This is a genomic window from Roseburia sp. AF22-2LB, from assembly GCF_003461125.1.
GTDB lineage: Bacteria > Bacillota > Clostridia > Lachnospirales > Lachnospiraceae > Roseburia_C > Roseburia_C amylophila.
Map to the genome: position 1 here is coordinate 299,385 of NZ_QTWM01000002.1, position 21,154 is coordinate 320,538.

Annotated in this window: 19 protein-coding genes; 1 reads left to right on the forward strand and 18 read right to left on the reverse strand. The window is 42.6% G+C overall.

Annotated elements, in window-relative coordinates; translation table 11 throughout:
* Nucleotide 1: 1 nt before the first annotated feature.
* The 18 genes from DWX96_RS04205 to DWX96_RS04295 all read right to left on the reverse strand — a co-directional run bounded on the left by DWX96_RS04205 (nucleotide 2) and on the right by DWX96_RS04295 (nucleotide 20,197).
* Nucleotides 2-865 carry a sulfate ABC transporter permease gene (locus DWX96_RS04205; protein ID WP_118056825.1) on the reverse strand — a complete coding sequence of 288 codons (864 nt, stop codon included), beginning with the start codon at nucleotides 863-865 and terminating at the stop codon, nucleotides 2-4.
* A gap of 12 nt (nucleotides 866-877) precedes the next feature.
* Entirely contained in the window at nucleotides 878-1,726 is an 849-nt protein-coding gene (gene cysT / locus DWX96_RS04210; protein WP_117946588.1) for a sulfate ABC transporter permease subunit CysT, read from the reverse strand.
* A gap of 14 nt (nucleotides 1,727-1,740) precedes the next feature.
* The gene (locus DWX96_RS04215) at nucleotides 1,741-2,781 is read right to left on the reverse strand and encodes a sulfate ABC transporter substrate-binding protein (protein WP_118056948.1); all 1,041 of its coding nucleotides are present in this window, start codon (nucleotides 2,779-2,781) and stop codon (nucleotides 1,741-1,743) included.
* A gap of 38 nt (nucleotides 2,782-2,819) precedes the next feature.
* Nucleotides 2,820-3,752, reverse strand: a complete 933-nt coding sequence (gene cysK / locus DWX96_RS04220; protein WP_117946590.1) for a cysteine synthase A — start codon at nucleotides 3,750-3,752, stop codon at nucleotides 2,820-2,822.
* Nucleotides 3,753-3,881: 129 nt separating this feature from the next.
* Entirely contained in the window at nucleotides 3,882-5,351 is a 1,470-nt protein-coding gene (gene cobA, locus DWX96_RS04225; RefSeq protein ID WP_118056826.1) for a uroporphyrinogen-III C-methyltransferase, read from the reverse strand.
* Nucleotides 5,352-5,399: 48 nt separating this feature from the next.
* Nucleotides 5,400-6,440 (reverse strand): ABC transporter substrate-binding protein, encoded by a 1,041-nt coding sequence (locus tag DWX96_RS04230; RefSeq protein ID WP_118056827.1) that lies wholly within the window; start codon nucleotides 6,438-6,440, stop codon nucleotides 5,400-5,402.
* Nucleotides 6,441-6,878: 438 nt separating this feature from the next.
* A complete protein-coding gene (locus DWX96_RS04240; protein ID WP_118056949.1) occupies nucleotides 6,879-7,526 on the reverse strand; it encodes a thiamine diphosphokinase in 648 nt (215 codons plus the stop codon).
* Nucleotide 7,527: 1 nt separating this feature from the next.
* Nucleotides 7,528-8,187 (reverse strand): ribulose-phosphate 3-epimerase, encoded by a 660-nt coding sequence (rpe, locus tag DWX96_RS04245; protein WP_118056829.1) that lies wholly within the window; start codon nucleotides 8,185-8,187, stop codon nucleotides 7,528-7,530.
* A 105-nt stretch (nucleotides 8,188-8,292) separates the two neighbouring features.
* Nucleotides 8,293-9,171 (reverse strand): ribosome small subunit-dependent GTPase A, encoded by an 879-nt coding sequence (gene rsgA, locus DWX96_RS04250; protein WP_118056830.1) that lies wholly within the window; start codon nucleotides 9,169-9,171, stop codon nucleotides 8,293-8,295.
* Between the two features lie 8 nt (nucleotides 9,172-9,179).
* Complete coding sequence (pknB, locus tag DWX96_RS04255; RefSeq protein WP_118056831.1) at nucleotides 9,180-11,261, reverse strand: Stk1 family PASTA domain-containing Ser/Thr kinase; 2,082 nt, start codon at nucleotides 11,259-11,261, stop codon at nucleotides 9,180-9,182.
* Nucleotides 11,255-11,998 carry a Stp1/IreP family PP2C-type Ser/Thr phosphatase gene (locus DWX96_RS04260; RefSeq protein WP_022243173.1) on the reverse strand — a complete coding sequence of 248 codons (744 nt, stop codon included), beginning with the start codon at nucleotides 11,996-11,998 and terminating at the stop codon, nucleotides 11,255-11,257. Before DWX96_RS04260 ends, pknB begins: the two co-directional genes overlap by 7 nt.
* A 10-nt stretch (nucleotides 11,999-12,008) precedes the next feature.
* Nucleotides 12,009-13,046 (reverse strand): 23S rRNA (adenine(2503)-C(2))-methyltransferase RlmN, encoded by a 1,038-nt coding sequence (gene rlmN, locus DWX96_RS04265; RefSeq protein WP_022243174.1) that lies wholly within the window; start codon nucleotides 13,044-13,046, stop codon nucleotides 12,009-12,011.
* Nucleotides 13,043-14,353, reverse strand: coding sequence for a 16S rRNA (cytosine(967)-C(5))-methyltransferase RsmB (gene rsmB, locus DWX96_RS04270; RefSeq protein WP_118056832.1), 1,311 nt, complete (start codon nucleotides 14,351-14,353; stop codon nucleotides 13,043-13,045). Before rsmB ends, rlmN begins: the two co-directional genes overlap by 4 nt.
* Nucleotides 14,346-15,050 (reverse strand): zinc metallopeptidase, encoded by a 705-nt coding sequence (locus tag DWX96_RS04275; RefSeq protein ID WP_118056833.1) that lies wholly within the window; start codon nucleotides 15,048-15,050, stop codon nucleotides 14,346-14,348. The genes rsmB and DWX96_RS04275 overlap by 8 nt, the downstream gene beginning before the upstream one ends.
* Before the next feature lie 15 nt (nucleotides 15,051-15,065).
* A complete protein-coding gene (gene fmt / locus DWX96_RS04280; protein WP_118056834.1) occupies nucleotides 15,066-16,007 on the reverse strand; it encodes a methionyl-tRNA formyltransferase in 942 nt (313 codons plus the stop codon).
* 2 nt (nucleotides 16,008-16,009) lie between these two features.
* Complete coding sequence (def, locus tag DWX96_RS04285; protein WP_022243178.1) at nucleotides 16,010-16,480, reverse strand: peptide deformylase; 471 nt, start codon at nucleotides 16,478-16,480, stop codon at nucleotides 16,010-16,012.
* Between the two features lie 27 nt (nucleotides 16,481-16,507).
* The gene (gene priA, locus DWX96_RS04290; RefSeq protein ID WP_118056835.1) at nucleotides 16,508-18,733 is read right to left on the reverse strand and encodes a replication restart helicase PriA; all 2,226 of its coding nucleotides are present in this window, start codon (nucleotides 18,731-18,733) and stop codon (nucleotides 16,508-16,510) included.
* A gap of 9 nt (nucleotides 18,734-18,742) precedes the next feature.
* The gene (locus DWX96_RS04295; RefSeq protein WP_117946610.1) at nucleotides 18,743-20,197 is read right to left on the reverse strand and encodes a UDP-N-acetylmuramoyl-L-alanyl-D-glutamate--2,6-diaminopimelate ligase; all 1,455 of its coding nucleotides are present in this window, start codon (nucleotides 20,195-20,197) and stop codon (nucleotides 18,743-18,745) included.
* A 474-nt stretch (nucleotides 20,198-20,671) separates the two neighbouring features.
* Between DWX96_RS04295 and DWX96_RS04300 the strand changes: the two genes are divergently transcribed.
* On the forward strand, nucleotides 20,672-21,070 hold the full coding sequence (locus DWX96_RS04300; protein ID WP_118056836.1) for a putative ABC transporter permease: 399 nt from the start codon (nucleotides 20,672-20,674) through the stop codon (nucleotides 21,068-21,070).
* Nucleotides 21,071-21,154: the final 84 nt, after the last annotated feature.

Genomic DNA, 21,154 nt, shown 5'->3' on the forward strand with positions numbered 1-21,154 from the left:
ATCAGTGGCTCTCCCTTCTTGATTTTGCCCGATATTCCAGAATATTTCGAAGGAATAATATAATAACTGCCAGAATAACCAAAAGCGAGGATACTGCAAATGCTGCAGTAACGGACTGCTCTGTACCCGACATATATAATGCATCGATTTCCAGTGGAAGTGTAAAGGTCTCTCCTCTTGTCTTTGACAGAGCATTGACCGCACCGAACTCTCCCAACGCTCTCGAGGTACAAAGAATGACTCCATAGAGCAATGCCCATTTCATCTGCGGGAAGGTAATCTTAAAAAAGATTTTCAGTCCGCCGGCTCCCATCAGGGCTGCTGCTTCCTCTTCGTCCTTGCCCTGGGCATTTAAAACCGGAATCACTTCCCTTGATACATAAGGGAATGTTACAAATACCGTTGCTAAAATAACGCCCGGAATTGCAAAAGCGATTCTGATATTTGTTCCAAAGAACTGGTTGATTGCCCGGATAAATGGATATGTCCAGCCCAGTCTTCCAAATGTCATCAAAAATGCCAGTCCCACGATAACCGGTGAAATGGAAAACGGAATATCGATTAAGGTTGCCAGCACCTGTTTTCCTCGGAAGGAAAACTTGGTTAAAAGCCAGGAAACACATAATCCAAAGAATGTGTTAATCACCACCGCTGCCACTGTTGCAATCAGAGTTACCTTTAAAGCACTCTTTACATAATCTGTCCGGATGGACTGCATGTAAAAGGCAAATCCTTCTTTTAAGGAACTTGCAATGATGCAGAGCAGCGGAAGAACCAGCATCAGGAACAGGAACAGTACACTGACTGTAATCAGAATATGACGCGTACGTTTTTTTCTTTTTTCCAGTTTTTCAAGCTCATTCATACTTTTCTCCTTCTATAACTGATTCGTGCGTTGCGCCTGCTTCATCTGAATGATATTCACTGCAAATAAAATAAGGAATGATATGATTAACATAACCAGTGCAATTGCTGTTGCAGAGGCATAATCGATATAATTTAATTTCTGCATAATAACATAGGAAATTACCTGTGTATGCTCCTTGGCACTGTTGCCGGATATGTAGATAACGCTTCCATATTCTCCTACCCCTCTGGCAAATGCCAGTCCAAATCCGGTTAAAATTGCCGGTTTCATCTCAGATAAGATTACTTTGAAAAATGTTTTCGAAGGCGTTGCTCCAAGGATATAAGCTGCCTCTTCATACTGTCCATCCAATTTTTCCAATATTGGCTGAACGGAACGCACGACAAATGGAATTCCCACAAATACCAGTGCAATGACCAGTCCCACATGGGTATATGCTGCTTTTATTCCAAGGACTGCTAACGGCTTTCCGATGACTCCGGTGTCAGAATACATCTTTGATAAAGTAATACCTGCAACTGCAGTAGGCAGTGCAAATGGAAGTTCAATAAATCCATCTAAAATCCGTTTTCCCGGAAAATCATACCGGGTCAGCGTCCAGGCTAATATCACACCAAACACCACATTGATACATGCTGCTAAGAAAGAACATCCGATGCTGGTGGCAAATGCATATAATACATTTGACTTGGTCAGAAGTCCGAAAAATTCTGACAGAGATAACTTTAAGGAATATACCATTACGGATGCCAGTGGAATCAGTACAATCAGTGAAAGCATTGTAACTGTAATTCCAAGCGTTAAATGAAATCCCGGTATGACTCTGATTTTTTTATTTTTACGGAATCGTCTTTTCATACTTGCCTCTTCTTCTAGTAGTTATATATCTCATCGAACCAGGCATCATCATCAAAATAATCTTTGTATGCCTGATCCCAGCCACCAAAATCATCAATGCTCCAAAGTGTCATCGTCAGGTCAAAGGTATCTTCATATTCCTTTAAAATTTCCTGATTGGATGGACGGTAACCATTCTCTGCGGCGAGCCGCTGTGCATCATCTTCATATAAATAAGATAAATATGCTTCTGCCACATCTCTTGTTCCATTGAAATCTACATTATCATCTACCACTGCCACACTGGGCTGTGCTAAGATACTGACCGTCGGAGAAATCAGTTCATATTCTCCCGGATAATTCTTAAGTACTGTCATGGCTTCATTTTCCCATGCAATCAGTACATCGCCTTTTCCATTTTCCACAAAGGTGGTTGTGGAACCTCTTGCTCCGGAATCCATCACGGAAACGTTGGCATAAAGTTCTTTTAAAAATTTCTTTTGTTCTGCTTCACTGTAACCCTTTTCCTTTGCATAGCTTAATGCTGCCAGAAAGTTCCAGCATGCACCGCCGCTGCTCTTCGGGTCCGGCGTGATTACTTCAACACCCGGTTGAATCAAATCATCCCAGTCTTTGATATTTCTCTCATTTCCCTTTCGTACCAGAAAGACAATGGTTGAAGTATATGGTGCGGATTGATCCGGGAACTGATCCATCCAGCCCTCATTAATCAATCCGGTATCCTCTATCAACGAAATGTCATGTGCCAGTGCCAGTGTCACCACATCCGCATTACAACCTTCCACTACGGAACGTGCCTGCATGCCGGAGCCTCCATGAGACTGGATGACTTCCACTTTTTTTCCGGTTTCTGCTTCATAATGCTGTATGAACATTTTATTATATGCTTCATAAAACTCTCTGGTTGGGTCATAGGAAACATTGGTTATGGTAATGACATCACTCTTTTGTCTACCACATCCACTGAGCAGCAACATCATGACTGCAAGCAAAAGTGCAGTGATGTGGTAACGATATGTAGTTTTCTTTCCCTGCTGTTTTCTGCTCTTTTGCATGTCACCCAACATTTCCTTTCTATCTCTTTTCATTGATTTTATAATTCGAATAAAGAGGTGGATAAATACCGCTCTCCGCTGTCCGGCATTAAGATAACAATATTTTTATCTTTATTCTCCGGTCTGCCTGCCAGTTCTTCTGCTGCATGTAAGACTGCACCGGACGAGATTCCAATCAGGAGTCCATCCGTCTTTGCCACTTCTCTTGTGGTATCAAATGCCACATCATTATCTACCGGAATAATCTCATCAACCAGTGACAAATCCATAACCTTCGGAATAAATCCTGCGCCAATTCCCTGTATCTTATGTGGTCCCGGTTCTTTTCCGGAAAGAACGGCGGAAGTTGCAGGTTCTACTGCCACAATCTTAATGTCTGCTTTCTTTGCCTTTAAGCCTCTTGCTGTTCCGGTCAGTGTTCCACCGGTTCCTACGGAAGCTACAAAGATGTCTATCTTCCCGTCCGTATCCCGCCAGATTTCTTCTGCGGTAGTAAGCTCATGGATTTTTGGATTGACCGGATTTTCAAACTGTTGCGGAATAAATGCATTTCCATATTCTTCTTTTAACTGGGCCGCCTTCTCAATAGCGCCCCGCATGCCAAGCCGTCCCTGGGTCAGTACCACTTCTGCTCCCAGTGCTGTTACAATCTTTCTTCGCTCAACACTCATGGTATCCGGCATGGTTAAAATCAGATGCAGCTTCTTTGCCGCACATACAAATGCCAGCCCGATTCCGGTATTGCCACTGGTCGGTTCTATAATAACGGTCTTGTCATTAATCAGCCCGTCTTTTATTCCCTGTTCTATCATTGCTTCTGCCACACGGTCTTTTACGCTGCCCAATGGATTAAAATACTCAAGCTTTGCTAAAAGGTGTGCCGGAAGATGCTTTGCTTCTTCGTAATTTTTCAGTTCCAGTATTGGTGTATTACCAACTAATTCTGTCAGAGATTGTGCTATTTTCGCCATTTCCTTTTTTCTCCTTTCCTGTAACTATTTACCATAATACCCTATAATTCATATATGGTCAATAGGAAATGTAAGAAATTTTTTTCAGGACCTCGTTTTTCCGAAAAGTCCTGAATTTTTTTCTTTTTCTTACTCCGGTAAACGGACGGTATCTCCTACCACAATCACTGCCGGCATTGAAATCTGTTTCTCCTGCACTTCTTTTTCGATGGTAAGAAGTGTTCCATAGGCTGCCCGGCTGCTTCCATCAGAAGTTCCATGAATTACTGCTACCGGTGTCTCTGCCGCTGCACCGCCGTTTTGTAATTCTCTTATAATCTCCGCAAGCCTTGTGTATCCCATCAGAAAGACACAGGTTCCATCCATGGCAGCCATTTTGTGAATCTCATCTTTTAATGATTCCTCATCTCCGGCAAAATGCCCGGTCATTACATGAAAGCTCCGGCTGACCTTCCGCTCCGTCACCGGAATTCCGGCAAGCTCCGGCACTGCAATGCAGGAGGAAATGCCGGGAATTACTTCTGTTTCAATGCCTTCCTCCGTCAGTGCGTCTACTTCTTCATTTCCTCTGCCAAAGACAAATGGGTCACCGCCTTTTAACCTTACAACATGCGCACCTTCTTTTGCCTTCTCTATCAGCAGCATATTAATCTCTTCCTGCTTCATGCTGTGTCTGCCACTGCGTTTTCCTACACAGATTTTTTCACAGTTTTCAATGGTAAAATCAAGAAGCCTTGTATCAATTAACGCATCATAAATCAGCACCTGTGCTTTTCTGATTTCCTGCATGCCGCGCAGTGTTATGTATTCATAGGACAGACAACCGGCTCCCACCAGAACTACCTTTCCTGGTGATATTTTTCTATCTGAATATACATCTTTTCCAGATTGCGTCTCCCTATCCGAAGGTGCTCCTTTATCCGAAAGTACATCTTTTGATGTCTTGTTTCGATAATTTTCCAGTAAAATTTCGCATTCAGTTTCTGTCAGGGGACGTCCTTTTCCCATACACACATCTGCCAATTCCATCAGAAAAGCAGCTCTCTTTTTGTCATCTTCGATTGCCATTTTTGCAAAAGGACGAATCTTTTCAAGATAATCCAGGATTTCTTCCATCCGCTCCGGGATGTCTGCGCTTAACCGGGCACGGAACGTGGTTGCTACTCTTGGACTTGCTCCTTCGGTAGAAATGCCGATACTGAGCTTTCCTTCCCGAATCAGTGACGGGAACAGGAATCCACATTTTTCCTTATCATCTACAACATTTACCAGAATATTCCTCTCTTCACAAAGCTTTGCAATCCTTGCATTCAATGTTTCATCCGAGGTTGCCGCAATAACAAAATCCATTTTTTCCAGATTTGTAGTTTCAAAATCCCGCTCGGATAAAATAAGTTCCGACGTATCTGCGTTCTTTTTTCTTTTCTCTTTTATTTCTTCGGAAAGTTTCCAGATTCCATCATCAATCTTTGGTGCAACAACCAGAAGCTCTGGTTCATAAGGCAGCAGCTTTCTTACCTTGCGTTCTGCTACAATACCGCCACCGACAATCAGTCCTCTTTTTCCTTTTAGTTCCACAAAAAATGGAAAATATCCCATCCCGATTCTCCTTTATTGCCTATACTCTGTCACTTAAGTTTCTGCGTCTTAGTTTTCCTGATATAAAATGTCTGCCAGTTCTTTATACGCTTCTCCCCAGCGGGCATTTGGTTTCAGGTTGTAAAGCCGTTTATCCAGTACATAATAGTGATTCTCTTTCACTGCAGTAAGACTGCTCCATACCGGACTGTCAATTAATGTTTCCTGCACATTTTCCAGTGCCGCATCTGTATCGGTTCCCTGTGTAGTCACGAAAATATAATCCGGATCTGCGGTTACGATTGCTTCAAGGCTCAGATTATCCAATAATCCGCTGTCACTGTCTGCAATATTCACACATCCCAAATCCTTTAACAGCTCACCACCTACGCTGCCTTCACTTCCTTTGGCTTTTACACCACTTGCTGCTGCACGTAAAAATAATACGCTTGGATGGGAATCGTCTACTCTCGCCTTGATTTCTTCAATCTGTTTCTGAACATCAAGTCCGTTTTTTTCATATAAATCCTTTCTTCCGGTAATATCTGTACAAATGTCTAACATCTGAAGATATGCGTCAAAATCAGATACATCAAAATATGCTACTGTAACGCCTGCTTCTGTCAGCATATTTTCCATCTCCACATTAGAAGTAGTATTGGTGCTTGCAATTACAAGATCCGGCTGTGTGGCAAGTAATGCTTCTGTATTTGGCTCCTGAATACTTCCAAGATTTACCACATCATCTCCTAAGTCAAGGTCTAATGACTCCCAGGAATCATTGGCTGTTGCCACCAGTTCACCACCGGATAATAACCAGACATCTGCAAAGCTTCCAATCATGGCTGCCACACGGTCATGGGAAGTTACGGTTACATCTCTTCCCAGTGCATCCGTAAAAGTAATCGGATTCTCTTCACTGGCTCCCTCTGTCACTTCATTTCCTGCTTCTGTCACATTTTCTGTACTCTCAATTACCTCTGTCACAGACTGCTGCTCCGTGCTTAAGGTCTCCTTTGTATCCTTATTTCCACATCCTGTCAGTACTGTAAACATTAATGTTACGCAAAGACCGAGTGCTGTTATTTTTGTTCTTACACTTCTGTTCATTTTTTCTTTTCATCCTTTTCCTATTTATTTACTATGAATTGTATTGTACTATATTTTTTTGATTTGTCAAGATATAGAAAATACCTTTCTTTGCATTTAATAAAATAGCAGCACAATCTGTCCACCACCAATACAGGTATAAAGCCTGCCGGAGCACTAAGAATTTCTATAGCATCTTTCATCAGTTCCGGCAACCGGCGTATATTCACATCCATGTTCAAATGCGCCTCGCTGGCACTTCCCTGTGCCAGCGTTGCCTGTTGTCGGACGAAATTCCAAGTGCTCCTAGCAGACTTTATAATGTATTGGTGGCGGACAGACTGTGCCACTATTCTACTAAACAAAAAAAGTTATTTACTCCTTCGTTCTCATGCCTGAAGAAGCTTAATAACAAAAAAGAGACCTCCTTCCGTCTTACAGAATTCAGTCTCTTAAGAATCAGTCTCTCGATTCAATCATAATCAATATTCCGTTTTTTAAATCTATCACCGCTTCATCCTCTACAATTTCATTGCTGACGCCCAATGTATTATCACTGGTAAATGCGGCATCCTGCAGAGGATATTTCATTCCGGTCAATGTTACTCCGGTTACTTCTGTTGTAAGAGGAAGTAAGGATACATACTTTCCGAACTGCTGACTCTTTTGAAGAACCGCGCGCTCTTTCAACAGACGAATCCGGTTATGGAAATCTATGAGAAAGCACGGAATATCTTTTGCCAGCGGCTGCATCAGAAGCTGTATATTACCTAACACATGGTCAAGCCTTGTGCCGGTGCCGCCCAATATATGGATTTCACTGCTGTTTCGCTCCATAGCTTTTCCGATGGCAATTTCAGAATCGGTATAATCCTTCTCCGGCTGATACTGGTGCCACTCAATGCCGCTTTGCCGTCGAAATGCTTCCAATATGGTTTTATCTGCCGAATCATAATCTCCTAATATGACATCCGGTTTTATCTGATTGCGGTAACAGAATTCCATGCCACGGTCTGCTGCTAAGATACAATCCGGTTTTACCCGTTCTATATAACTTAATGCAAATGCATCCTCTATGGTTCCGCCATTGATAATCAATGTTTTCATCTTATTTACCACCATTAATGAGATTTAAGAAACATCTGGTGTTCTCTTCCGCATCTCCGCCAAAAACTGCGCTTCCGGCAACAATAATATTTGCTCCTGCATCCATCAATGTTTCAACATTGGAAAGGTTTACGCCGCCATCCACTTCAATATCAAGCTTCAGCTTCCGCTCCTGCACCATTTTCTTTAACTGACGCACTTTATCGATAGTATAAGGAATCAGCTTCTGTCCGCCAAAGCCCGGATTTACTGTCATGATTAATACCATATCCACTTTTTCTAAAATATGTTCAATGGCAGTTAATGGTGTAGCAGGATTTAATGCTACTCCTGCAATGATGCCACGTTCCTTAATAGCTTCAATGGTCCGGTCTAAGTGCTTACAGCTTTCTGCATGCACCGTAATCAAATCTGCTCCGCAGTCTACCAGCTCATCAATATAACGGATTGGCTCATCAATCATCAGATGAACATCAAACATTTTATCGGTGCATTTCCGGATAGAACGGATGACCGGCATTCCAAAAGAAATGCTTGGCACAAAGCTTCCATCCATTACATCGATATGAATGTACTGCGCCCCGGCTTCATCTACCGTCTTAATCTCTTCTCCTAATTTACTAAAATCTGCTGATAAAATAGATGGGGATAAACAATTCATTGTCTGATTCCTTTCTGTATCTGATATTTCTTTCGTATCTTATTTGGCTGTACTTTATTTTCGATATCCTATTTTCTATCTCTTCTCTTTCGATACTCTAATTATTTAATACTTCTTTCTGTCCTTTAATTCTCCATAAAGCTGGCAGTAATTTTCATAACGCACCGGATGAATCTTTCCTTCTGATAAAGCTTCTTTGACTCCGCAGTCCGGCTCACTGATATGGGAACAGCCATGAAATCTGCAATACGGTTCAAAGGCTGCAAACTCCGGATAACAATCCTGCAATTCTTCCTTCTCCATTTCCGGAAGATAAAGAGAACTAAATCCCGGTGTATCCATAATATAACCGTCGCCCTTAAGCTGAATCAGTTCCGCATGTCTTGTGGTATGACGACCGCGCTCTATCTTCTTACTGATTTCACCGGTCTCCATACAGGCTTCCGGTGCTAAAAGATTAATAAGTGAAGATTTTCCCACTCCAGAAGGTCCTGCTACCGTTGTAGTCTTTCCTTCTAATATTTTCTGAAGTTCTTTCAGTCCCAGTTCCTTTTTTGCACTGACAAAGAGTATCTTACAGCCGCTTGCTTCATAAATAGATGCAATCTCCTGCTGCTGTTCCTCCGTAATCAAATCACACTTATTAAAACAAAGGATTACCGGAACATCCTGCCGTCCCATCATTACCAGAAAGCGGTCCAAAAGATTAAAATTGGGATTGGGACTTGCCGCCGCGAAAATCAAAAGAGCCTGGTCCACATTGGCAACTGCCGGACGAATCAGTGCATTTTTTCTTGGAAGAATTGCTGCGACATTTCCGGTCTTCTTTTCTTCTGAAATAATATCAATCTCTACATCATCTCCCACCAGCGGTTTCATCTTCTGCTGGCGGAATATTCCTTTTGCCTTACATTCATAAATTCCGGATTCCACTACATGAACGTAGTAGAATCCGGAAATTCCTTTGACTATTTTTCCCTGCATGTGCATCCTTATTTTTCAGTAAAGTTTACAGAGGTCGATACCACATTGGTTCCTGTTGTACCATCTTCGTTGGTATATGTCCAATCAACCTCAAGGGTACCGCTGCTCATATTTTTAATATTATCTACATTCACAGAACCAGGTGTTGTTCCCTCGAAGGTTGTTGTCCAGAGGGTACTTCCATCAGAACCTTTCAGTGTAACGGTTCCGCCGGTATAATTCTTGCCATCCTGCGGTACTGCTAATGTATCACTCTTATAAGAATAGTATGTGGTCTTCTTGCCTAAACTGATGGTCAGGGTAACGGTTGTTCCACGGTCAACAAATTTGCCATTTACCGGATCCTGACTGATAACAAGACCTTCTGCCACATCATCACTGTAATCGGTTTTGGTTGTAACATTTAAGCCTGCACCGGTTAATTCGTTTTTCGCATCAGTTTCTGAGTGTCCTCTGACATCCGGTACCTGTACGCTTTCAATACCACGGCTTAAAATCAGGGTAATGGTATCACCCTTCTTCGCATTGGTTCCGATATCCGGTGTAGTCTTGATAACATAATCCTGCTGTACGGTATCGCTGTAATCATAATCCGTGCTTACCTTAAAGCCCATATCCTCTAATTTTTTCTGTGCTTCCGAAGACTTATAACCGGCTACGTCAGGAATCGGAACATCTCCTGCTCCGCTGCTGATACGGACAGTAACGGTATCGCCAGCCTTTACAGATTCACCCTTCTTCACACTCTGCTCGGCAATCTGTCCTTCCTCATAATCATCAGAGGAAATCTCCTCGCCTTCTTCTAACTTGATATCAAGCTTCTTATCTTTGATTTCATTCTGTGCTTCTTCAAAAGTAAGACCACGCAAATCAATCATTTCGATTTTATCTTCGGTGTCTGTTTCGGTTTCTGTTGCAATCTCTGTCTCGGTATCATTTTTCTTGTTGCCGCCAAATCGGAAAATTCCAAGGATATTACCAACCAGGCAAATGACGATTCCTACGATGATAACTGCAGCGACAATTCCCATAATAGTAACTGCTTTTTCCATCTTCGGATTGAGAATTCCATTCTCCTTCTCCTCATCCTCTGTTAATTCATCCTCATCCGGTTCTTCTTCCTCTCCTGCTTCTTCCTCCTCTCCTGCTTCTTCCTCTTCATCATAGGAAACTTTTCCGGAGCCTTCCCGGATCTGCTCTAATTCATCCTGTCCGATGACTCTTGTCTTATCATTGCTGCCAAGTGGAACCATGGTAACAAAATCTTCATTCGGACTAATCAGACATTTCTTTAAATCAATCAACAGTTCGCCCATATTCTCATAACGGCGGTCCGGGTTCTTCTGTGTACATTTTAAAATAATCTTCTCCAAGCTGATTGGAAGGTCCGGTGTATACGCGGTTGGTGGAACCATTTCTTCCTGTAAATGCTGGATTGCTACTGCAACGGTAGTATCTCCATCAAAAGGAACTCTTCCGGTTACCATTTCATACATGACAATTCCAAGAGAATAAATATCACTCTTGCCATCTACGAAACCGTTTCTTGCCTGCTCCGGAGAAGAATAATGTACGGAACCCATAACATCAGAATTAATGGTGTTGGAAGTTGCTGCACGGGCAATTCCAAAATCGGTTACCTTTACTTTTCCTTCTGTGGAAATAATAATATTCTGTGGCTTGATATCACGGTGCACAATATTTTTATTGTGTGCAGCCTCAATACCTCTGCCTACCTGAATGGCAATGCTGACTGCTTCTTTGTAAGTCAGTTTGCCTTTCTTCTCAATATATGTCTTTAATGTGATTCCATCCACATACTCCATGACAATATAATGCATGCCGTTTTCGCTTCCGACATCATAGATATTTACGATGTTTGGATGCTCTAAGCCTGCTGCTGACTGTGCCTCTGTACGGAACTTTGTCACAAAATTAACATCTTCACTGAATTCCTGCTTTAAAACTTTAATTGCCACAAAACGTCCTAAGACATGATCCTTTGCCTTATAAACATCAGACATTCCGCCTGCGCCTATTTTCCCAATAATTTCATAACGTTCTGCGATAAACATTCCCTCTGTTAACATATCTTCACCTCATCCGAAAATGGTTTTATTACAATTACTGTAATGTTGTCTTTACCGCCATTTTCATTGGCAGTCTTTACCAGTCTTTCTGCTTGTTCTGCAATATCACGCTGACTGAGCATAATATTTCTGATATCTGCATCCTCTACCATGTTGGTTAATCCATCGGTACACATAAGTATTTCATCTTCCGGATCCAGATTAATCTCAAAGAAATCCACATCCACTTCCGGGACTGCTCCGATTGCCCTTGTAATAATGTTTTTATCACGGTGATTCCGGGCTGTTTCTTTGTCCATCTCACCCATCCGCACCATTTCTTCTACCAGCGAATGGTCTTTCGTAATCTGCCTGATTTCCTGATTTACTACATATAGTCTGCTGTCTCCCACATTGGCAACCGTAAGCACATTGTCATGAATGGTACAAATTACCAGAGTAGTTCCCATTCCCTTCATTTCCTCATGGTTATTCGCTTCCTCTAACAGCATGGTATTTGCCTGCTTTACTGCAGACTCAATAATTGCAGCCGGCTCTGACAATGTCGACTCACGAATCAGCTTCTCCAATGTCTCTACCGTATATCTGGAAGCATAATCTCCTGCTTTATGTCCTCCCATTCCATCTGCAACAATGAAAAGATTTGGCAGATTACCAATCGGCTGCTCAGAGGAAAAGACATAGTCCTGATTGGAGCTGCGCTTTTGTCCGATATCTGTAATTGAAAAAGTCTTCATGATAGTCCACCTACCTTTCTAAAAATTTCTTTCTTAACTGTCCACAGGCACCATCAATATCTCTGCCCATTTCCCTTCTAATAGTAACATTAATTCCGTTTTTTTCAAGTTTATTTTTAAATTTGAGGATTTCCTCATGGTCTGACTGCACATAATCCCGCTCTTTAATGGGATTTACCGGAATCAGATTAATGTGGCAGTTCATGCCGGAAACCAGCTTAACCAGCCGCTCTGCATCCTCATCCGTATCATTGACGCCGCCCACCAGACTGTACTCAAAAGTGATTCTTCGTCCTGTCTTGTCAAAATAATATCTGCAGGCATCTAAGACCTCGGAAAGCTCATAACTGTTGGCAACCGGCATCAGCTCTTTCCTCTTTTCCTGTGAGGATGCATGCAGGGAAAGTGCCAGTGTAATCTGAAGTTTCAAATCAGCGAGCTGCTTCATCCGTGGCACCAGTCCACAGGTAGATACCGTAAGATTTCTCTGGCTGATATGAAGTCCATGCTCGTCTGTCAGCAGTTCAATGAATTTTACAATATTATCATAATTATCCATAGGTTCTCCGCTTCCCATGACTACCACATTGGAAATACGTTCTCCGATGCTCTCCTGAATCCGGTATATCTGCTCTAAGATTTCCGATGGTGTCAGATTACGCACCAGTCCGTCCAGTGTTGATGCACAGAACCGGCAGCCCATACGGCAGCCCACCTGGGAAGAAACACATACGGAATTGCCATGCTTATATTTCATCAGCACACTTTCTATCATATTCCCATCTGCCAATGCAAATAAGTACTTTCTCGTTCCGTCAATCTTCGAAATCTGTACCAGTTCTTCTTCTAATACTATAAGGTCTGCTTTCTCTTTTAATGTCTCCCTTAAATTCTTCGAAAGATTTGTCATTTCATCAAAGGAGGTGACATGATGGATGTGCATCCATTCATATATCTGCTTTGCCCGGAATTTCTTCTCTCCCAGAGACAAAAGAAATTCTTCTAATTCTTTTAAATTCAAGGATTTTACATCAACTTTTTCTATCATACATTCTGTTTCCTTAATCTGGCAATGAAAAATCCGTCACTGCCTAATTCATCCGGCAGAATCTGTTCCATGCTTTCTACTTCAAATTCTTTATGATTTGCCATAAACCACGCAACATTTTCTTCATTCTCTCCCGCATCAATGGTGCAGGTACTGTAAATCATTCTGCCACCCGGCTTCACATACTGATGAACCGTGGATAAAATCTCCCGCTGTAATGCGATCAGTGACTTGATATCTTCCGGCTGCATCCGGTATTTGATATCCGGTTTCTTCCGGAGCACACCCAGTCCGGAACATGGTAAATCGGCAATAACTACATCTGCTTTGCCGATACTGCCTTTATCTGATACACGGGCATCCCACTGCTCGGCTGTCATATTGGTCACCTGATGACGTCTGATATTCTCTTCTATCAAAGAGACCTTATACTCACTGACATCCCTGGTGATGACCCTTCCACTGCCGGAAAGCAGCTGTGCAATATGTATACTCTTTCCACCGGGTGCTCCGCACACATCAATGACAGTATCATTTGCTTTTACCTCTGCCGCCTCAGCCACCTTCATGGAGCTTAAATCCTGCACATAAAAAAGTCCTTCCGCAAATTCCGGAATGCTGCCAAGATAATCCACACCTCTTACATGCAATGCATAAGGAAGTTTTTCATCTATGTTCACTTCCATGCCACGATTTTTCAAGCGCTCCACCAATGCTTCCGGTGTAATCTTTGTAATATTACACCTTATAGTCAGTGGTTCTTCTTTCAAAAATGCTTCTGCTATCTTTTCAATCCGTTCTAAGGAATAATTTTTCTCCCAGAGTGTAATCATCCATTCCGGGATGGAACAGGTTACGGATAAATACTGTTTATAAGATTTTTCCTTATCCGGGTATATAATCTTATCAAGATTTCTTCCGATATTCCGAAGCACTCCATTGACAAATCCGGAAAGCTTGCCAAAGCCTTTTTTCTTTGCAAGCTTTACTGCTTCGTTGCAGGAAGCCGATACCGGAACACTGTCCATATATTTCATTTCATAGACGGCACTCCGGATAATACAACGGATTACCGGCTTCATTTTATTCACCTTCACACTGGAAAACTGATTGATAATATAATCAAGCTCCAGCATACGCTCCAGGGTGCCCTCGCTGATTCTGGTAATAAAGCTGCGCTCCTGTTTCTCAAGATACTGATATTTGGTCAGTACATCAGAAATCGCCACATGGCTGTATATGCCATCCTTTGTTACCGCCAGCAAAATTGCAAGCACCAGTTCCCGGCTGTTCACCGATTCAGTCATCCCGTCGTCCTCCAAATAATAATATCAGACGCAGTAACTGAAGAATTGCTGAAGCTGCTCCCGCCACATAGGTTAACGCCGCTGCTCCTAAAACTTTTCTCGTATAGCCCAGTTCCTGTTCTCCTAAGATGCCTGTCTCTCCAAGGATTCTTACTGCTCTTCTCGATGCATTAAATTCTACCGGAAGTGTTACAATCTGAAATAATACTGCCAGTGAAAAGCAGATGATTCCTGCTGTAATCAATGCCTGACCACTGCGGCTGCTGATAAATAATCCAATCAGGATCAGCGGCCATGCCAGTGTAGAACCGATATTTGCTACCGGAACAATGGCACCACGAATGGTAAGCGGTGCATAATTCTTCTGATGCTGGATGGCATGTCCGCACTCATGGGCTGCCACACCAACTGCTGCAACTGATGCAGCTCCATAGACGCTGTCCGAAAGACTTAAGGTCTTATTTCTCGGGTCATAATGGTCGGTAAGGTTTCCGGAAATATGGCGGATTTCCACATCATAAATGCCTGCTGCATTTAAGATTCTCTGTGCCGCCTGTGCTCCTGTCATCCCAGACATACTGCGGTATTTTGAATATTTTTTAAACGTATTGTTTACATGGGCAGATGCCAGAAGGCAGATTACTGCACCTATAATTACTAAGAAATAAGTCGGGTCCCACCAATAATAATACGGCATATGAATTCCTCCTTTTTATGGCTGTTTTGTTCCAAGCACCGTTCCATTTTCGATTGTAAATCCACGTAAGAAATCAGCAACCGGCATACGTTTTTTACCTTCTAACTGCACTTCTTCCAGTGAAAGCCGGTCAACACCTGTTTGTATGACAAGATTCTGTTTATCTGCCTTTACTACCGTTCCCGGTGCCGCATCTGTATTGCCCGGATGTACCGTTGCTTTCCAGATTTTCAATGTCTTACCGGAAAGGTAAGTATAGGCACTCGGCCATGGATTCAGTCCACGAATCAGCCTTTCTATCTGTGCTGCGGATAAAGACCAGTTAATCTTTCCCAAAGACTTCTGAATCATTTTGGTATGCGTTGCAATCCCATTATCCTGTGGTGTATACACTGCTGTACCATCTTCAATGGATTTCATGGTTTCTACACATAATTGTGCCCCGGCATCCTGCAATTTATCAAAAAGACTGCCACCGGTCTCCTGTGCGCCCAGTTCCACGGTTACAGATGCTATCATATCTCCGGTATCCAGACCTTCATCCATACGCATAATCGTTACGCCGGAAGCCTTCTCTCCATTGATTACTGCCCACTGGATTGGTGCAGCCCCACGGTATTTTGGAAGCAGGGATGCATGGACATTGATGCAGCCATATTTTGGCATCTCTAAAATTTCTTTTGGAAGTATCTGTCCAAAGGCTGCTACCACAATGATGTCCGGCTGATACTTTGCCAGATATTCTATGCATTCTGGACGACGCACACGCTCCGGCTGATACACTTCAATTTCATGGGCGATTGCAGCTTCCTTTACCGGAGGATACTGCATGCTCTTTCCTCTTCCCTTTGGTTTATCCGGCTGTGTTACTGCAAGCACTACTTCATGTCCTGCTGCCACAATTGCCTCTAATGTACCCACCGCAAAATCCGGCGTTCCCATAAATATTACTTTCATTTCTAACCCTCCTCATAGACTACGTCATGAAGCTCACCCTCTACTTTTTCCGTATACATATGTCCATCCAGATGGTCTAATTCATGACAGATTGCTCTTGCTAAAAGCTCTGTTCCCTCAATCTCATATTCATCACCATCTTCATTAAATGCACGGGCTTTTACATAATTTGGTCTTGTAACTGTTCCTGCCTTGCCCGGAAGACTTAAGCAGCCTTCATCCCCTGTCTGGGTTCCGGAAGTCTCGATAATCTCAGGATTAATCATAAGAATCGGACCATCTCCGATATCAATAACTACCATTCTCTTTAAGATTCCAACCTGCGGTGCAGCAAGTCCCACACCATTGGCTTCATACATGGTTTCTAACATATCATCTGCCAGTTCCAAAATCTTTGGTGTTATCTCTTTAATTTCTTTACAGGTCTTTGTCAATACCGGATCTCCTACTGTCCGGATCTGTCTTAATGCCATTTTTACTTCCTCCTTAAATTCCTTTCTCTAAAAGCCATTTACCGGGTCAAAATCAAATTGCACCGATACGTTTCTTACTCCCTGTTTTTCTTCCATAAGCTGTTCTACTTTATCTTTTATCTGAATCAACACACCATAATCCGGGTGTTTGAAATAAAGTACTTTTTTATAAATGTCATTTACCCTGGCTACTGCTGCATCTGCTGGTCCAATCATCTGAAGCTTTTTATCAGCCTGCACTTTTTCCATGGTATCTGCAAGCTCTTTTGCACATGCATAGGCTTCTGCTTCTTCTTTTGATGCACAAAGCACAACCAGCATATGCCATACCGGCGGATAACGCATTGCCTGCCGGTAGAAAATTTCCTCTTCATAGAACCGGTTATAATCCTGATTCTTTGCACAGATGACACTGTAGTGCTCCGGATTATAAGTCTGGATAATGACCTCTCCCGGTTTCTCACCTCGTCCTGCCCTTCCGGCTGCCTGGGTCAGAAGCTGAAAGGTTCTCTCAGCGGCATGATAATCGGATACATAAAGAGATAAGTCTGCCGCCAGCACTCCTACTAATGTTACATTTGGAAAATCATGTCCTTTTACAATCATCTGGGTTCCAATCAGGATATCTGCTTCCTGATTGGCAAATGCGGAGAGGATTTTCTCATAGCTGTCTTTGCTTCTTGTGGTATCAAAATCCATCCGAAGAATCCTTGCCTCAGGAAATTCTTTTTTTACCAGCTCCTCAATTTTCTGGGTTCCGGCTTTAAAACCACTGATATATTTTGAACCACAGCTCGGACATATCTTAACATGATTTTGCTCATAACCACAATAGTGACATATCAGTTTTCCATTATTATGTGCATGCAATGACACATCACAGTGGGGACATTTCATTACATGACCACAGGCACGGCAGGATACAAAGCCTGCCATTCCCCTGCGGTTAATAAATAGCATAACCTGTTCTTTCCGCAATAACCGCTGCTCTATTTTTTTATGAAGGCTTCTGCTTAAAATCGAAAAGTTTCTTGCCTTTAATTCTTCTCTTAAGTCCACAATTTCACATTCCGGCAGTGGCTTTTCCTTCACCCGCTTATCCATGGAAAGGAGTAAATAGTCACCCTTTTTCGCATGATAAAAGCTTTCTATGGAAGGGGTCGCCGAGCCTAAAATCACGGTGGCACCGGACATTCTCGCCCGCTCTATTGCGGTTTCCCTTGCATGATACCTTGGTATCGTCTCACTTTTATAAGTGCCCTCATGCTCTTCATCTATTATAATATACCCAAGATTTGAAAAAGGTGTGAACAAAGCAGAACGAGGGCCAATCATAACATCAATTTCACCTTTTTTTGCCCGCTCAAACTGGTCGGAACGCTCTCCCGGTGACAGTTTCGAATTCATAATGGAAACCCGGTCGCCAAACCTATGGTAAAACCGCATCACCATCTGATAGGTCAATGCAATCTCCGGAATTAATACGATGGACTGCTTTCCCCTGCCGGCAGCTTCTGCAATCAGCTCCATATAGACTTCTGTCTTACCGCTTCCGGTCACTCCGTGAATGAGGCACGGCTTCTTTTCTGTTCTGGCATTTTCTATCACTGCATCCACCACTTTTTGCTGCATTGCATTTAAGGTCAGGGTATAGGCTCCCATCTCCTGTGTACGGACAGGGTTACGGTAAGTCCGCACTTCTTCTACCGTTATAACGCCCTGCTGCATCATTGCTTTGATGACATCTGCCGTAATATGAAGCTTTTTGGTTATTACATCATAACTTAAGACAGTTTCTTCTAATAGTGCTTCTAACAGTCTTGCCCGGGCAGTTCTGTGCTTTCTTTTCAATTCTTCCAAAAGGCTTGCCGCCTCGTTAAAAGAAAGTACAAGACGCACCAGACGGCTCTTTTTTTCCTTTGCTTTCTCTTTAATCGGAATCACTGTCTTTAATGCCTGGTTCATGGTTCCGCCATAATTTTTACGCATCCACGCTGCCAGGGCAATGAACTGTGATTCGATTTGCATGGCATTGCTATCAACAGCTTTAATGTCCTTTAATTTTGCCGTGTCAAATTCTGCTTTATCTGTCAGTTCTATCACGTAGCCCTTTATCGTCCGGTTTCCAAAGGGAACAATGACCTGCATTCCTTCCGTTATCTCATCCTTCATTTCCGGTGGAATCCGATACTGAAAAGTTTTATCTAATTTTTCATGAGAAATATCAATTATGATATTGGCATATTTTGCCATAGATTCACCTCATATACTGTTCTCTATCATTTCCCGTTCGTTCATCGGATAAAAATGTCCTTCTATCTCCTGATACTCTTCATGACCTTTTCCTGCCACTACAATCAAATCGCCCTCCTGTGCCTGGGAAATAGCATAAGAAATGGCTTCTCTTCTATCCGGGATAATTTTATACTTTCCTTTCGTTCTCTTCATTCCCTGTTCGATGTCAGAAAGGATTGCCTCCGGCTTTTCATATCTTGGATTATCCGATGTCAATATCGTGACATCCGAAAGTCTTCCGGCTGTCTCCCCCATCTGAAACCTCCGCAGCGGAGAACGGTTTCCACCGCAGCCAAACAATAATACCAGACGCTTGGGCTGATACTGCCGCAATGTCTTTATCAGGGATTCCAGACTTGCCGCATTATGGGCATAATCAATGACTACATCAAATTTATCTGAAATTCTTACTTCTTCAATTCTTCCTTTTACTGAAACATTTCTTAAGGTTTTCCTTATCGTCTCCGGGGAAATTCCAAGGAGATGTGCTGCTTCCATGGCAGCAAGGGAATTATATACATTGGCAGTTCCGGGCATTTTTAATACGATTTCATCCTTTATCCACCCGGTTGTCTGATATGTGACATTTAATCCACGACTGCTTCTTTCATATATGATATGCTCCGCTTTTACATCGCAGGGTTGTTCGATTCCATAAGTATAAACCGGAGCCGAAAGATCCGCTGTCATAAAACCATGATATTTATCATCTGCATTGATACAAATCATCCGGCTACGCTCAAAAAGCCGTTTTTTACAGCAGGCATACTCCCGGAAACTCCGATGCTCCCCCGGTCCGATATGGTCCATGGACAGATTAGTATAAATTCCAATGGCAAAGGTGATTCCTTCCACCCGGTAATGCTTCAGTCCCTGGGAGGATACTTCCATCACACAACAACTGCATCCGGCATCCGCCATTTCCCGCAGTTCCTTCTGTAATACCAGGGCATCCGGTGTCGTATTGCTGCCTGGCTTTTTTAATCCATCGCTTCTTCGTACGCCAAGAGTTCCGATCAGTCCGCATTTTACCCCGGCTTCCTTTAACATCTGATACAGCATACAGGCAGTCGTGGTCTTTCCTTTTGTTCCGGTAATTCCTATCATCTGCATGGCTTCTGCCGGTGCACCATAATAATTTCTGGCTATCCATGCCATGGCTTCACTGGTATTGCGTACCCGGATGACTGTCACATCACCTTCCACCCAGACATGCTTTGATACTACACAAACCGCTGCACCTTTACGAATTGCCTGAGCAAGATAATCATGCCCATCTTCTCTGCTTCCCGCAAGGCAGATAAACATGCTTCCTCTGACCACCTGTCTGGAATCATGGCAGATATGTGTCACCTTACAATCCATCGTTCCCCGTGTACAAATATATGTAACCTGCTTTAGTAAATCCTTAAGATATGCCATAGACGTATCCTTAAAAATACACTTTTATCATTATATGCTACCAGGTGGGTTTTTACAAGTTTTCCACTTTTTATTTATGAAAGATTTCATAATTTCTTACAGATATTTTATGAAATTACGAAACAGGGTGATGCTGCAAATGTATTTATTGTGTAACCGAAATAACCGGATGTTCACGAAATCTGAATGTAACATAATGACCTGCAAGAAGCACTAAGAATTCTGATATTGTTATGATTTGTTCCGGCAACCAGCGCAAATTCACATCCATGTTCATATGCGCTTCGCTGCCACATCCATGTGTCAGCGTTGCCTGTTTTTATACAGAATTCCAAGTGCTTCTAACAGGTCTTATCATACATTCGTCCTTTCGTGAACACCCAGTTATTTTACACACAAAAATTACCAGCCGCATTCCATCCCTGTTTCATAATTTCATAGTATTTTTCTAAATTCAAAGGAGATACTTTTCTTATGATAAAGAATAATTTTATGATATGCGGACTCACGGGCTGGTGCATGGAAATTATCTTCACCTCCCTTGATTCTGTCCGCAATAACAATTTTAAACTGATGGGGCATACTTCTATCTGGATGTTCCCGATTTATGGCATGGCGGCGGTTATTCCGCCTGTTTATAAGCACATTCATAAGCTGCCTGCCATCTTCCGGGGTTCCATTTACTCTGCCGGTATCTTTGTCTGTGAGTATCTGACCGGAACCTTCTTAAAGAAAAAGGGCATCTGTCCATGGGATTACAGCAATGCCAAAACCAATATCAACGGTGTCATCCGCTTAGACTATGCGCCTCTCTGGATGATGGCAGGTCTCCTATTTGAACGTGTTACCACTGTTCCCCGGAGAAAATCTTAAATCCCCTTTTCTGCATAAAACAGCATCGCACGGAACTTCTTTATTAAGTCCGTGCGATGCCTGAATCCTGCAATGTCCTGTTAC